Raw genomic sequence first — 14,129 nt, forward strand, 5'->3', positions numbered from 1 at the left:
TCGGCGTGCCGGTGCCGATTTTGATCACCATCGTGTGCTTTGTGTTTTTCGGCTGGCTGCTGAACTACACCACCTACGGGCGCAACACCATGGCCATCGGCGGCAACCCGGAAGCGGCGTTGCTGGCGGGGGTGAACGTTGACCGCACCAAGATCCTGATCTTCGCCGTGCACGGTCTGATCGGCGCGCTGGCCGGCGTGATCCTCGCCTCGCGCATGACCTCGGGCCAGCCGATGATCGGGCAGGGCTTTGAGCTGACGGTGATCTCGGCCTGTGTACTGGGCGGGGTGTCGTTGAGTGGTGGGATTGGCATGATCCGCCATGTGATCGCGGGGGTGTTGATTTTGGCGATCATCGAGAACGCGATGAACCTGAAGAACATCGACACGTTTTATCAATACGTAATCCGCGGTTCGATCCTGCTACTGGCGGTGGTCATCGACCGCATGAAACAACGCTAAACCCTCGCCATGTGAAGCCCAAAATGTGGGAGGGGGCTTGCTCCCGATCGCAGTGGGTCAGGTAATGAATATATAGCTGACACACTGCAATCGGGAGCAAGCCCCCTCCCACAGTTTGAATCGGCGGAGAATTTGAACACGGTGTTCTGGCTGTAAGTTTGTCCTGGGTTCATCAATACGTGATCTGCGGTTTGATCCTGCTACTGGCGGGGGGCATCGACCGCATGAAACAACGCTGATCCAGACCCTATGAAGGCCAAATGTGGGAGGGAGCAAGCCCCCTCCCACAGTTTTAATCGGCGGAGAATTTGAATACGGTGTTCTGGTTGTAAGTTTGTATTGGGTTCATCAATGCGTGATCTGCGGTTTGATCCTGCTACTGGCGGTGGTCATCGATCTCATGAAACAACGCTGATCCAAACCCTATGAAAGCCGAATGTGGGAGGGGGCTTGCTCCCGATAGCGGAGTGTCAGTTTGCACATTTGTCTCTGACACACCGCCATCGGGGGCAAGCCCCTCCCACCTATAGATCTCAACTGTATTGACGGGCGGTATTTGCCATAATGCCCGCGCTTTCATACTTATAGGCCCGATATGCAGGAAAACGCCCACACCCCCGTCAAAGACGCCGCCCCCACCGGCACCCAGACCCTGCTGCGTGGCTTGGGCGTGGTGCAGGCAGTGGCGGCCGGTGCGCGGGATCTGAAAGAGATCGCCAAGCGCATCGGCACCACCCGCAGCACCACCCACCGCCTGGCCAGTTGCCTGGTGGATGAGCGTTACCTGCGCGTAGTGCCGCAAGTCGGTTACCTGCTGGGTCCAAAGTTGATTGAACTGGGCTTCCAGGCACGGGAAGAGCTGCCATTGGTGACCCTGGCGGTGCCGTATCTGGACGAGTTGTCGGCGCTGACCGGTGACACCATCCACCTGGCGATTCGCGAATTTGACGACGTGCTGTACCTGCACAAGAACCCTGGCCGTAATGGCCCGGAAATGCGCTCACGGGTCGGCCATCGCATGCCGTTGGCGCGCACGGGCGTAGGCAAGGCAATGCTGCTGGATGACACGGTGCAAGAGTGGCAACGCTTGTACGAAACCAGCCTGCCGGCGGGAGGAAAGAACCTGCAGTGGCCGCAGCACCCGGAGCAATCCTGGGCACAGTTCGAGCAGCGTATGCATGAATATGTGGTGGGCGGTTATGCGTTCGATCTGGAAGACAACGAACCGTCGATCCGCTGCGTGGCGGCACCGGTGCGCGATGCGAGCCGGCGAATCGTCGCCGGCATCAGCATCGCCAGTACCGTGCCTTATATGCCGCTGGAGAAAATGGCCGAGCTGATCCCTGTCATCAAACAAGTCGCAGCGCGGCTTTCAGCGGAGTTGGGCGCGAAGGTCTGATCAGACCTTCAGGGTCGCCATGTCGATGACAAAGCGGTACTTCACATCACCGGCGATCATGCGGGCATAGGCCTCGTTGATCTGGCGGATGTCGAGCATTTCGATGTCGCAGGTGATGCCATGCTCGGCGCAGAAATCCAGGACTTCCTGGGTTTCGGCAATGCCACCGATCAGCGAACCGGCCAGTACCTTACGGCCCAACACCAGTTTGGCTGCATTCACCGGCGGGTCCACTGGCTCGATCAAACCGACCAGGATGTGCACGCCGTCAAAGCGCAGCACGTCGAGGTAGGGGTTGAGGTCGTGCTGAACTGGGATGGTGTCCAGCAAGAAATCAAAGTGCCCGGCAGCAGCTTTCATCTGCTCGGCGTCGGTGGACACGATCACGTGGTCGGCGCCCTGGCGACGGCCTTCTTCAGCCTTGCTCGCGGAGCGGGTGAACAGCGTGACCTCCGCGCCCATGGCTTTGGCGAACTTGATGCCCATATGGCCCAGACCGCCCATGCCCAGGATCCCGACTTTATCGCCGGCCTTTACGCCGTAGTGCTTGAGCGGCGAGTAAGTGGTAATGCCGGCGCACAGGATCGGCGCGGCGCTGGCCAGGTCGAGCTTGGCCGGAATCTTCACCACAAAGTGCTCGCTGACCACGATGCTGTCGGAGTAGCCGCCCATGGTGTTGCTGCCATCCACACGATCCGGCGTGGCGTAGGTCATGGTCGGGCCTTCGAGGCAGTATTGCTCCAGGTCCGATTTGCACGCTTCACAGTGACGGCACGAATCGACCATGCAGCCTACGCCGACGAGGTCGCCGACTTTATGCGCGGTAACGCTGGCGCCGACGGCCGTGACCTTGCCGACAATTTCGTGGCCGGGCATCAGCGGGTACACAGCGATGCCCCATTCGTTGCGCGCCTGGTGGATGTCGGAGTGGCAGACGCCGCAGTACATAATCTCGATCGCCACGTCATCGGCGCGCGGGCTGCGGCGTTCAAACGACATGGGGGCGAGGGGAGTGGTGGCCGACTGGGCGGCATAACCGATGGCGGTATACATGGTGAAACCTCGCAAAAAGCAGTGACAAGTGAGGCGGGCCATTCTCCCCATCGACCGTCGAGGCGACCATGGCGATTGCTCCGAGTCTCATGCCTATTCGTCCGGGAGTGCCCCTTGTTTGGATTTATGTGCCGCCAGACCTGCGATGATGCTATCATCCCTTTTTCGCGAAGTTTTTTGCCATGTTGTTGACCCGCCATCTCGACGCCAACGCCACGTTGGTTTCCCTGATTGAGGGGCTCACGCCCTGTGAAGGTTTTTCCCCTACCCATCTGCCCGGTGTGAAGGTGCTGCGCGCCAGTTGCGACGTGGCGCGCGGCCCGCAGATCTATGAGCCGAGCCTGATGTTCGTGGCCCAAGGCAGCAAACTCGCTTATCTGGGGCCGCGGACCCTGGAGTATGGCGCTGGGCATTACTTGATCCAGGCGATGCCCGTGCCGTTCGAGTGCGAGACATTCGCCATGGCGCCCGGAGCACCGCTGTTGGGTGTGTCGGTGGGTATCGACCGTGTGGTGTTGGGGGAGTTGGTGATGGCCATGGGCATGCAGGCTGGGCCGCCACCGACCCCGCAAACCCTGGAGTCGATGAGTTCGGTGGTGCTGGATGACGCCATGCGCGGTTGCGTCGAACGGTTGTTGCAGTGCCTGCACGATCCGCTGGAAAGCCGGATCATGGGTCCAGCGCGGGTGCGCGAATTGTTGTTCACCGCGCTGCGCGGGCCGCAGGCGGATGTGCTGCGTGCGTTGGTAGAGCAACAGGGGCAATTCTCGCGGATTGCCACGTCGTTGAGTCACCTGCATGCCCATTTCGCCGAGCCGCTCAATATCGAGACGTTAGCCGGGTATGCGCACATGAGTGCGTCGACCTTCCATGAGCACTTCAAGCGCTGCACCTTGCTGTCGCCGGTGCAGTACCTCAAGCGTCTGCGCCTGCTCAAGGCCCAGCAATTGCTGCTGGTGGAAGGCATGGGCGTGGCCCAGGCGGCGCACAACGTGGGTTACCAGAGCACGTCGCAGTTCAGTCGCGAATACAAGCGCTACTTCGAGCGCAACCCAGGGGAAGAGCGCGCGGCTTAGTAGTAACGTCGCGGGTCAGAATCGATCAGGCTGGCCAACTTGGTCAGGGCGAAGCGCAGCTCGTCCTGACTGGTGGGCGACATCAGTACCAGCCGTACACTGCGCGTCACCCCGGAACGTTCGGCCTGGAACTGAGTGCCACTGAGCACCAGCACCCCATTGGCCCGCGCCAGCATGGTGAATTCGTCGCTGGTCCAGGGCTCGGGCAGCGTCAGCCAGACATGGTAGGAGTACGGCTGGGTCTTGAGTTCGTAATTGGCGAAGATCTCCTGGGCAATCGCTTGGCGCCCGGCGGCTTCGTTGCGCTGGATACGGATCAGTTTTTTGTCCAGGCCTTCGGTGACGACATTGCTGGCCAGTTGCGCAGTCAGTGGCGACGGCATCCACACGCTGCTGCGGACCATCGACGTCAAGCGTGACAGTAGTTTTGGCGGGCTATACAGGTAGCCGATGCGCAGCGCAGGCATCACCGACTTCGACAGGCTGGTCAGGTACACCGAACGGTCCGGGGCGAACGCCGACAGCGGTTTGATTGGCGGGTCGGTGGCGAGAAAACCGTAGATGTCATCGTCGAGAATGATGAAGTCGAACTCTTCGGCCAGCGCCGCGATTTGCGCCCGACGCTTTTGCGACATGATCGCCGCCGTCGGGTTCTGGCAGGTTGCCACGCAGACCAGCATCGCCGGTTTTTCGCGCTGGCACAGTTCGCGCAGTGCCTCGGGGATGATGCCTTCGTCATCCATCGGCACGCCCCGCAGACGGCGCTCCAGGCCGTGGGCCAGGGAAATGATGCCGGGGTAGCAAAGCGCTTCGCAGAGCACCAGGTCGCCGGCGTTGGTCAGGGCGCTCATGGCCACCATCAAGCCATGCTGGGCTCCGGCGGTGATGATCACTTGCTGCCACTGCGCATCGGGCAACGAATGCCGCAACCACTGTGCACCCGCCTCGCGATGAGCCGGGTGGCCGCCATCGGGTGCGTAGTCCAGGGCGCGCGCGAAATCGGTGCTCTTGGCCATGCTCACCAATGCATCGCGCAGCCAGTATTCCAGGGTTTCGCTGTAGGGCTTGATGATCGATAGATCGAGCAGTTCGGACTGCCCAAGATTCAAGGGTACGGACGCACTGTTACTCGCCGGCAGTTCCAACTGCTTTTGATTGAGCACATACGTGCCGCGCCCCACTTCACCCTGCACCAAGCGACGCCGCTGGGCTTCGCTGTACGCGCGGCTGATGGTGCCCGGCGTGACATTCAGCGTCGTGGCCAGCTCCCGCAGGGTCGGCAGGCGATCGCCTTCGTTCAATACGCCGTTGCCGATATCGCGTGCCAACGCATCGGCAATCGACAAATACATCGGCTGGCCGAATTCGCTTAGCTGGGGAACCCACATGAATGATCACTGCCCATCGTAGAAATGATGAATATCCGAGCATATCACATGGAGGTTAGGCAACTAATAAATCGACACAATTGGCGAATTGATTCGATTGATCCCGTGATTGAATCGATATTGATCGCTAGGTTCAGATATTTTTTTGTTTTTTAATCTCCTTATAAATCAAATAATTAAATGCGTAATGGCGCGAAAAAAGGCACGTATAGCAAAAAAACATCCCGTAACAACCTCGCCAGCTATTGAATCAACTCAATTCCTTAAAATACACTCATCTCGAATCGAAGCAATCGACTCAATCCTCCCCTGTTCACTGCCTGGCCCCGCCGCGCCAAGTCGAGACATCATGGACACACTCAGAAAGGATCTATCCCTGTCAGCCGTCATCGCGGGCTTTATTGCCGTGATCATTTCTTATGCCGGCCCTTTGATCATCGTGTTTCAGGCGGCCAAGGAAGCGCACCTGCCCAATGACGTGGTGTCTTCGTGGATCTGGGCGATTTCCATCGGCAGCGGCATCACTGGCCTGTTCCTCAGCTGGCGCCTACGGGTTCCGGTGATTACCGCGTGGTCCACACCTGGCGCGGCATTGCTCGTTTCGATGCTGCCGACGGTGACGCTGCCACAGGCCATCGGTGCCTATGTGGTGGCGTCGGTGATCATTGCCGTGGTGGGGTTGTCCGGCGCATTCGACAAGTTGATGAGTCGACTGCCCAAGGCCATCGCCGCTGCCATGCTTGCTGGCATTCTGTTCCGCTTCGGCGCCGAGCTGTTTACCTCGATCAAGCTGCAACCCGCGCTGGTACTGTCGATGATCGCGGCCTACCTGATCTTCAAACGCCTCTCGCCGCGCTACGCAATTCTTTCGGTGTTGATTATCGGCTGTGCAGTCGCCGCCTCGTTTGGAGAGTTGAACAGCACGGCAATCACCATCGCTGTGGCGCACCCGGTGTTTATCGCGCCGGAATGGAGTTGGCACGCCATCATCAACATCGGCCTGCCGCTGGCGCTGGTGACGCTGACCGGGCAGTACGTGCCGGGCATGGCAGTGTTGCGCACTTCGGGCTACAACACCCCGGCGCGCTCGATCATTTCGGTGACGGCGATCGGTTCGGTGCTGATGGCACCGTTCGGTTCCCACGGCTTCAACCTCGCCGCGATCACCGCTGCCATCTGCACCGGCCGCGAAGCCCACGAGGACCGCGACAAACGCTACATCGCCGGGATCGCCTGCGGGGTGTTCTACATCCTGATGGGCACCTTCGGCGCGACCCTGGCTTCGGTGTTTTCCGCCTTGCCTAAAGAGTTGATTGCGTCTCTCGCCGGGTTGGCCCTGTTCGGTGCGATCAGCGCCGGGCTGACCGGTGCCATGGCCGACGAGAAGCAACGGGAAGCCGCGTTGATCACCTTCCTGGTCACCGCCTCGGGCATGAGTTTCCTCGGCTTGGCCGCGGCGTTCTGGGGGTTGATCTTCGGTCTCGTCGCCCACTTCGTGCTGACCTACACCCGAGAAAGCAAGGCCATCGCGATGGCTGAGGGCAGCCGTCCATGACCGCACGTTACGATTTCATAGTGGTGGGCGGTGGCATCGCTGGCGTGTCGGCGGCGTATGAGCTGGCGGCCCACGGCAGCGTTTGCCTGCTGGAGCAGGAGCAGCAACTGGCCTATCACACCACTGGCCGTTCGGCGGCGATCTCCATGGAAAGCTACGGCAACCAGCAGATCCGCTCGCTGACCTGCGCTTCCCGAGGCTTTTTCGAGAACCCGCCCGAAGGCCTGGCCGAACACCCATTGTGGTCGCCACGCGGTGCCTTGATCGTGGCGCAAGCGCAGCGGGTGGACAAACTGGCTGCGCGGTTTACCGCAGTGCTCGGGCAAGTGCCCACGGCAAAGTTCCTCGACGACCAACAGGTGCTCGAACTGGTGCCCTACCTGGCCGAAGGCGCCTGGAGCGCAGGCATCTATGAGCCCAGCGCGTTCGACCTGGATGTGCACGGCATTCATTGCGCCTACCTCGGCGGCCTGCGGGTGCGCGGCGGTGTGGTCAAGCGCGAAGCCGAAGTGGTGCGCGGCGAACACCGCAACGATCACTGGACCTTGCACACCGCTGACGGCCAACGGTTAGAGGCGTCGATCGTGGTCAACGCTGCCGGCGCCTGGGCTGATGAGTTTGCCCAGCGTTGCGGGGTGCCCCAGGTTGGTGTGCGGCCGTTGCGCCGCACGGTGCTGGCGGTGGATCCGCAGTGCGACGTGCACCACACGCCGTACCTGGGCACGGTGGACGAAGACATTTTCATCAAGCCGGAAGCCGGGCGCCTGATCGTCTCGCCCTGCGATGAAAACCCGTCGCTGCCCTGTGACGCGCTGCCTGACGAGCTGGACCTGGCGATCACCATGGACCGTCTGCAAAGCACTACTCGCCTTCGTCCACGCTCGATCATCAACAAGTGGGCAGGCCTGCGTACCTTTGTTGCCGACCGGTCCCCGGTGCTCGGCCAGGATCCGCAACACGAGAGCTTTATCTGGCTAGCCGCCCTCGGTGGCTACGGCATTCAAGCCGCGCCAGCCATTGCCCGGCTGTGCAGTCACGCGGCGTTGGGCATCGCCATGCCGACCGATCTGGCGGCGCTGCAACTCAACTACCAGCATTTCTCCCCGGCGCGTTGCCGCGACGAGGCGTTTTCCAGCCTGGCCGTCAAACAGGTTGCCGATTTGCACTAACCCTCCACCCACTTCACAAGGAACGTCACCATGCAGACCAACGCTCAACACCAGTCCGTCGCCAAGCCTTTCCTGGGCGAAGAAAACGTGATCTTCACCGACAAGGCGCCGCTGCCCCTGGGCACGTATTCCCAAGGGATCAAGGTCAGTCACGGGCAAACCATCTACCTGTCGGCACAGACTCCCGTCTCGGCGCTGAACAACGAGGTGCTGGCCAAGGACTTCGAAGGCCAGTTGCGTCAGACCCTGGACAATCTGCAGCAAATGGCCGAGGCCGCAGGCGGCACTTTGGCGAACGTGGTCAAGGTCACGGCGTTCATCACGGACTTGAGCGAGTTCCCGACCCTCAACCGGGTGATGGAGGAGTACTTCACCCAGCCATACCCGGCGCGCACCACTGCCGGGGCCAGCGCCCTGGCGCGCAATACCCTGGTCGCCATCGACGCCATCATGGTGGTCTGAAGCCCACTCTCTGCGTGCAGTGCCCGTCGGTCCGGGGCAGTGGACCGACGTCGGCAGCAAAAGCACCCGCACCGCGTATTTTCAGGGGGTTGGTCATGAAACATTCGTACAGCGAGTATGTGTTGCAGTGCCTGGTCTGCGATCGCAGCTACCAGCCGCATGAGGTCAGCTACTACTGCCCTCATTGCAAAACCGACGGTGCCCTCGATGCGCTTTACGATTATTCGACGCTCAAGCGCGAATGGTCCAGGGACACCCTGGTCCATGATCACGCCCGAGGCATGTGGCGTTATGACCGGCTGATGCCATTGCGTTCGACGCAGTTCATCCCGCCGCTGCTGGTGGGGAACACGCCGCTGTATTCGCGCCCGGAACTGCTCGGTAGGGGCGCGCGGATCAAGGTCTATATCAAAGATGAATCGCGCCAGCCTATCGGCTCGCTGAAAGACCGCGCCAGCGCCCTGGCGGTGGCCCATGCCATGCAGTCCGGTGCACGCACCGTGGCGGTGGCCAGTACCGGCAACGCCGCCTCGGCCCTGGCCGGGATGAGTGCAAGCCTGGGCCTGCATAACGTGATTTACCTGCCCAAAAGTGCGCCCCGCGAGAAGCTCGCTCAGATGCAAGGCTATGGCGCCGAGATTGTACTGGTCGATGGCCAGTACGACGAAGCCTTCGAACAATGCCTCAACGCCTGTGAAACCCACGGTTGGTACAACCGCACCACCGGGATCAACTCGTACATGAGCGAAGGCAAGAAAACCGTGGCCTTCGAGATGTGCGAGCAGCTCAACTGGCAGGTGCCGGATCTGGTGTTCGTGCCGGTCGGTAATGGCTGCATTCTGGGCTCGGTCTACAAGGGGTTCTTCGACCTGCTGCAAATGGGCTGGATCGAGCGTATTCCACGTCTGATCGGCGTCCAGGCCGAGCACAGCAACTTTATGTACCGGGCCTGGCGCAGTGACCGACCGATGCAGCAGATTGAACGCATTGCCCCCACCAGCCTGGCCAGCAGCATCAATGTGGCCTTGCCGCGCGACCGTCTCAAAGCCATGCGCGCCGTGACGGCCAGCGGCGGCGAGTTCATTTGCGTCAGCGATCCGAGCATTGTCTCGGCGGCTTCCCGCTTGGCCGCCAGCACCGGTGTGTTTCCCGAGGCCGGCGCGGCGAGTGCCTTCGCCGGGCTGCTCAAGTATGCCGAAGCACACCCCGACACCCCGCAGACCGCCGTGATCCTGATCACCGGCAGCGGTTTGAAAGACACCTCCATTTTTCTCTCCAACTCGACCAGGGGCCAGACACGGGTGCAATCCCAGCCCCTGGCCGACCTGCTGACCTAGGAATCCCACCATGAGCCTGCAAAATTTCGACCCCGCCATTGCCCGCCTGATCGACCGTGAACGCAATCGTCAGGAAACCCACCTGGAGCTGATCGCTTCAGAAAACTATGTGAGCGACGAAGTGCTCCAGGCCCAGGGCTCGGTGCTCACCAACAAGTACGCTGAAGGTTATCCGGGCAAGCGGTATTACGGTGGGTGCAAGGTCGTCGACGAGATCGAAAACCTGGCCATCGAACGCGCCCGCAAACTGTTCAATTGTGAATACGTCAACGTTCAGCCGCACTCCGGGTCGCAGGCCAACCAGGCGGTGTTTCTCGCGGTGCTGGAGCCCGGCGATACCATTCTGGGGATGTCCCTGGCTCATGGTGGTCACCTGACCCATGGCGCATCGGTGAATTTCTCGGGCAAGTTCTACCAGGCGTTTTCCTACGGCCTGGACCCTGACACCGAGACCCTGGACTACGCCGAAATGGAAGCCCTGGCCCGGCAGCACAAACCGAAGATGATCATCGCCGGGGCCTCCGCCTATTCGCGCACCCTGGACTTCCATCGCTTTCGCAAGATCTGCGATGAGGTGGGCGCCTACTTGATGGTGGACATGGCGCATTACGCCGGTTTGATCGCGGCGGGCGTGTACCCGTCGCCGGTCGGCATTGCCGACTTCATCACCTCGACCACTCATAAAACCCTGCGTGGCCCGCGCGGCGGCTTGATCCTGGCCAAGGCGCAATACGCGGCGTTGCTTGATAAGACGATTTTTCCGGTCTACCAGGGCGGCCCGCTGATGCATGTCATCGCAGCCAAGGCTGTGGCGTTCAATGAGGCGCTTAGCGATGGGTTCAAGCATTACCAGCAACGGGTGATCGACAACGCCCGCACCATGGCCGACGTCCTTACCCGCCGTGGTTTGCGTGTGGTGTCGGGAGGCACCGATTGCCATATGTTCCTGCTTGATCTGCGCGCGATGAACATCACTGGCAAGGATGCCGAAGCGTTGCTGGAGAGTGCGCACATCACCTTGAACAAGAATGCGATCCCCAACGACCCGCAAAAACCGGCGATCACCAGCGGCATTCGCATCGGCACGCCGGCGTTGACCACCCGGGGCTTTGGGGAGGCGGAGTGTGCTGAAGTGGCAAACCTGATCGCCGACCTGCTGGAGCAGCCGAACAACACGACGCTGCTGGAGAACACCCGGCGCCGGGTGATGCACCTGTGCGAGTGCTTTCCGGTTTATCTGCTGAGCTGACGCAAACAAAAAAGCCAACGCTTTTGGGCGTTGGCTTTTTGTGTTTCAGGCAATCGTCTTACATGTTCGGGTAAGTCGGTCCACCCGCGCCTTCCGGCGTGACCCACGTGATGTTCTGCGAAGGGTCCTTGATGTCACAGGTCTTGCAGTGCACGCAGTTCTGGGCGTTGATCTGGAAGCGCTTCTCGCCGTCTTCCTTGGTGATCACTTCATACACACCGGCCGGGCAGTAGCGCTGTGCCGGTTCATCGTAGAGCGGCAGGTTGGTGCCGATCGGGATGCTCGGGTCTTTCAACTTCAAGTGGCACGGCTGCTCTTCTTCATGGTTGGTACCAGAGATGAACACCGAACTCAGCTTATCGAAGCTCAGCTTGCCGTCTGGCTTGGGGTAGTCGATCTTCGTGCTGTCCTTGGCCAGCTTCAGGCAGGCGTAGTCCGGCTTGGTGTCGTGCAAGGTGAACGGCATCTTGCCGCCGAGGATGTTCTGGTCGAACCAGTTGAAGCCCGCACCGAGGATCGGGCCGAACTTGTGCATCGCCGGGCCGAAGTTGCGGGTGGCGAACAGTTCTTCGTAGAGCCAGCTGGCTTTGAAGCTGTCGACGTAATTGGTCAGTTCATCACCGCCTTCGGACTCTGCCAGCAGGCGCTCGGCCACGGCGTCGGCAGCGAGCATGCCGGACTTCATGGCGGTGTGGCTGCCTTTGATCTTGGCCACGTTCATGGTGCCCAGGTCGCAGCCGATCAAAGCGCCGCCCTTGAAGACCATCTTCGGCAACGAGTTGATGCCGCCCTTGGCCAGTGCGCGAGCGCCGTAGCTGATGCGCTTGCCGCCTTCCAGGTACTGTGCGAGCACCGGGTGATGCTTGAGGCGCTGGAACTCATCGAACGGCGACAGGAAAGCGTTGCTGTAGGACAGGTCGACGATCAGGCCCACGACCACCTGGTTGTTTTCCAGGTGATAAAGGAAGGAGCCGCCAGTGTTCTCGTTGCTCATGATGTCCAGCGGCCAACCGGCGGTGTGGACCACCAGGCCTGGCTGGTGCTTGGCCGGGTCGATTTCCCAGATTTCCTTGAGACCAATGCCGTAGTGTTGGGCGTCGGCGTCGCTGTCCAGGTTGAAGCGCTGGATCAACTGCTTGCCGATATGCCCGCGGCAGCCTTCGGCGAACAACGTGTACTTGCCACGCAGTTCCATGCCTGGGGTGTACACGCCTTCTTTAGGATTGCCTTCGCGGTCGACGCCGAGGTCACCGGTGATGATCCCGCGCACCACGCCGTTCTCGTCGAACAGTGCTTCCTGGGCGGCGAAACCTGGGTAGACTTCCACGCCCAGATTCTCGGCCTGCTGGGCGAGCCAGCGGCACAGGTTGCCGAGGGAAATGATGTAGTTGCCTTCGTTGTGCATGGTCTTGGGCACGAAGAAGTCAGGCACTTTGGTGGAAGCTTCGGGGCTGCGCAGTACATAGATGTCATCGCGCACCACGGGTGTGTTGAGCGGGGCGCCGAGTTCTTTCCAGTCCGGGAACAGTTCGTTCAGGGCCCGTGGTTCAAACACGGCACCGGAGAGGATGTGTGCGCCGACTTCGGAGCCTTTCTCGACCACGCAGACGCTGATTTCCTTACCGGCTTCGGCGGCCTTCTGCTTCAGTCGGCAGGCGGCGGACAGGCCAGCCGGGCCAGCGCCGACGATGACCACGTCGAATTCCATGTATTCGCGTTCCACAGGCTATCTCCTACTCAAGGCTCAACAGGCTTTTTTTCTAATGGGTGGAGGTTCGGTGTCGTCTTGCGGCAACGGCAAGACCCACCTTTCTCTCTAGGTGGCGCATTATATATAGACCACTGTCAGCGTCCAATACAAACGTTTGTTTGAATTGCCCGCAGGCTAGGAAAATCAAAGCAACGCGGCTTATGACTGGCCATTTTGCCGTATTGACCAGAATAGGCGTTCCGGTCAATATACGGTCGGTTTTGCGCTTACCGTAGGCAGACAGCAGGTTTCAAGAGCACGTCCAAAAGCGAAACAGGTGACGCACGCCTAAACACCGGCGCGCAGTTTACACGCCGCGATAAAGAATGACCTCTCAGTCACCACTGACGAACGGTCGTCATTTCCCGTGAGCAAGGTCATTTGCCCAGGTTTTTGGAGGTGCCCTTGTGTGCCGATGAGCATCAACCGCCAGGTTCGCCTAGGCGACTTTCTTTTCACCGGAGAGTAACGAGGAATCCATGAAGGTTCTTGTAGCTGTCAAACGCGTTGTCGATTACAACGTGAAAGTTCGCGTCAAGGCGGACAATTCCGGCGTCGATCTTGCTAACGTCAAGATGTCGATGAACCCTTTCTGTGAAATCGCTGTGGAAGAAGCCGTACGCCTGAAAGAGAAAGGCGTAGCGACTGAAATCGTCGTGGTTTCCATCGGTCCTACCACTGCTCAAGAGCAGCTGCGTACCGCCCTGGCACTGGGCGCTGACCGCGCTATCCTGGTCGAATCCGCTGAAGACCTGACCTCCCTGGCCGTTGCCAAGCTGCTCAAGGCTGTTGTCGACAAGGAACAGCCTCAGCTGGTGATCCTCGGCAAACAGGCCATCGACAGCGACAACAACCAGACTGGCCAGATGTTGGCTGCACTGACCGGTTACGGCCAGGGCACCTTCGCCTCGAAAGTCGAAGTAAGCGGCGACAGCGTTGCCGTGACCCGCGAAATCGACGGCGGCGCACAGACGGTTTCCCTGAAACTGCCGGCCATCGTCACCACCGACCTGCGTTTGAACGAGCCGCGCTACGCGTCCCTGCCAAACATCATGAAAGCCAAGAAGAAGCCTCTCGAAGTGCTGACTCCGGACGCTTTGGGCGTTTCCACCGCCTCCACCAACAAGACCGTCAAAGTCGAAGCGCCGGCTGCACGCAGCGCGGGCATCAAGGTCAAGTCGGTGGCTGAACTGGTCGAGAAACTGAAAAACGAAGCGAAGGTAATCTAAC

General features: G+C 60.3%; 12 protein-coding genes. 9 read left to right on the plus strand and 3 right to left on the minus strand.

The annotated features are described in order from the left end of the window. Both G9Q84_RS26610 and G9Q84_RS26615 read left to right on the plus strand, forming a co-directional pair. Nucleotides 1-461, plus strand: a 461-nt coding sequence (locus G9Q84_RS26610) for an ABC transporter permease subunit (protein ID WP_420875429.1), incomplete at its 5' end; no start/stop codon positions are given. 595 nt (nucleotides 462-1,056) lie between these two features. After that, nucleotides 1,057-1,860 carry an IclR family transcriptional regulator gene (locus G9Q84_RS26615; RefSeq protein ID WP_032887414.1) on the plus strand — a complete coding sequence of 268 codons (804 nt, stop codon included), beginning with the start codon at nucleotides 1,057-1,059 and terminating at the stop codon, nucleotides 1,858-1,860. Here the strand turns inward: G9Q84_RS26615 and G9Q84_RS26620 are convergent, their stop codons facing one another. Continuing rightward, entirely contained in the window at nucleotides 1,861-2,913 is a 1,053-nt protein-coding gene (locus G9Q84_RS26620; protein ID WP_032887416.1) for an NAD(P)-dependent alcohol dehydrogenase, read from the minus strand. Nucleotides 2,914-3,095: 182 nt separating this feature from the next. Between G9Q84_RS26620 and G9Q84_RS26625 the strand changes: the two genes are divergently transcribed. After that, nucleotides 3,096-3,989, plus strand: coding sequence for an AraC family transcriptional regulator (locus G9Q84_RS26625; protein ID WP_181644359.1), 894 nt, complete (start codon nucleotides 3,096-3,098; stop codon nucleotides 3,987-3,989). Here G9Q84_RS26625 and G9Q84_RS26630 read toward each other — a convergent pair. Further along, a complete protein-coding gene (locus G9Q84_RS26630) occupies nucleotides 3,986-5,377 on the minus strand; it encodes an aminotransferase-like domain-containing protein (protein ID WP_181644360.1) in 1,392 nt (463 codons plus the stop codon). The genes G9Q84_RS26625 and G9Q84_RS26630 overlap by 4 nt on opposite strands. 349 nt (nucleotides 5,378-5,726) lie before the next feature. On the opposite strand from G9Q84_RS26630, the gene G9Q84_RS26635 reads away from it, so the two are divergent. The 5 genes from G9Q84_RS26635 to glyA all read left to right on the plus strand — a co-directional run bounded on the left by G9Q84_RS26635 (nucleotide 5,727) and on the right by glyA (nucleotide 11,149). Continuing rightward, entirely contained in the window at nucleotides 5,727-6,932 is a 1,206-nt protein-coding gene (locus G9Q84_RS26635; protein ID WP_032887422.1) for a benzoate/H(+) symporter BenE family transporter, read from the plus strand. Then, a complete protein-coding gene (locus G9Q84_RS26640; protein ID WP_122757092.1) occupies nucleotides 6,929-8,101 on the plus strand; it encodes an NAD(P)/FAD-dependent oxidoreductase in 1,173 nt (390 codons plus the stop codon). The genes G9Q84_RS26635 and G9Q84_RS26640 overlap by 4 nt, the downstream gene beginning before the upstream one ends. A 30-nt stretch (nucleotides 8,102-8,131) precedes the next feature. Beyond that, nucleotides 8,132-8,563: a Rid family detoxifying hydrolase gene (locus tag G9Q84_RS26645; RefSeq protein WP_050442841.1), complete on the plus strand. Its 432-nt coding sequence runs from the start codon at nucleotides 8,132-8,134 to the stop codon at nucleotides 8,561-8,563. 95 nt (nucleotides 8,564-8,658) lie between these two features. Further along, a complete protein-coding gene (gene thrC / locus G9Q84_RS26650; RefSeq protein WP_181644361.1) occupies nucleotides 8,659-9,900 on the plus strand; it encodes a threonine synthase in 1,242 nt (413 codons plus the stop codon). Nucleotides 9,901-9,910: 10 nt separating this feature from the next. Beyond that, nucleotides 9,911-11,149, plus strand: coding sequence for a serine hydroxymethyltransferase (gene glyA / locus G9Q84_RS26655; protein WP_122757090.1), 1,239 nt, complete (start codon nucleotides 9,911-9,913; stop codon nucleotides 11,147-11,149). Nucleotides 11,150-11,207: 58 nt separating this feature from the next. Here glyA and G9Q84_RS26660 read toward each other — a convergent pair whose 3' ends face one another. Beyond that, entirely contained in the window at nucleotides 11,208-12,872 is a 1,665-nt protein-coding gene (locus tag G9Q84_RS26660; RefSeq protein ID WP_032887428.1) for an electron transfer flavoprotein-ubiquinone oxidoreductase, read from the minus strand. 506 nt (nucleotides 12,873-13,378) lie between these two features. Here G9Q84_RS26660 and G9Q84_RS26665 point away from each other — a divergent pair. Beyond that, nucleotides 13,379-14,128, plus strand: a complete 750-nt coding sequence (locus G9Q84_RS26665; RefSeq protein ID WP_032887429.1) for an electron transfer flavoprotein subunit beta/FixA family protein — start codon at nucleotides 13,379-13,381, stop codon at nucleotides 14,126-14,128. The last annotated feature ends 1 nt before the right edge of the window (nucleotide 14,129 follow it).

It is taken from the genome of Pseudomonas sivasensis (assembly GCF_013778505.1).
Lineage (GTDB): Bacteria > Pseudomonadota > Gammaproteobacteria > Pseudomonadales > Pseudomonadaceae > Aquipseudomonas > Aquipseudomonas sivasensis.

Bases quoted from the DNA above. Each gene is read 5' to 3' on its own strand.
- G9Q84_RS26615 (WP_032887414.1), top strand. From the start codon at position 1,057: ATGCAGGAAAACGCCCACACCCCCGTCAAAGACGCCGCCCCCACCGGC.
- G9Q84_RS26620 (WP_032887416.1), bottom strand. From the start codon at position 2,913: ATGTATACCGCCATCGGTTATGCCGCCCAGTCGGCCACCACTCCCCTC.
- G9Q84_RS26625 (WP_181644359.1), top strand. From the start codon at position 3,096: ATGTTGTTGACCCGCCATCTCGACGCCAACGCCACGTTGGTTTCCCTG.
- G9Q84_RS26630 (WP_181644360.1), bottom strand. From the start codon at position 5,377: ATGTGGGTTCCCCAGCTAAGCGAATTCGGCCAGCCGATGTATTTGTCG.
- G9Q84_RS26635 (WP_032887422.1), top strand. From the start codon at position 5,727: ATGGACACACTCAGAAAGGATCTATCCCTGTCAGCCGTCATCGCGGGC.
- G9Q84_RS26640 (WP_122757092.1), top strand. From the start codon at position 6,929: ATGACCGCACGTTACGATTTCATAGTGGTGGGCGGTGGCATCGCTGGC.
- G9Q84_RS26645 (WP_050442841.1), top strand. From the start codon at position 8,132: ATGCAGACCAACGCTCAACACCAGTCCGTCGCCAAGCCTTTCCTGGGC.
- thrC (WP_181644361.1), top strand. From the start codon at position 8,659: ATGAAACATTCGTACAGCGAGTATGTGTTGCAGTGCCTGGTCTGCGAT.
- glyA (WP_122757090.1), top strand. From the start codon at position 9,911: ATGAGCCTGCAAAATTTCGACCCCGCCATTGCCCGCCTGATCGACCGT.
- G9Q84_RS26665 (WP_032887429.1), top strand. From the start codon at position 13,379: ATGAAGGTTCTTGTAGCTGTCAAACGCGTTGTCGATTACAACGTGAAA.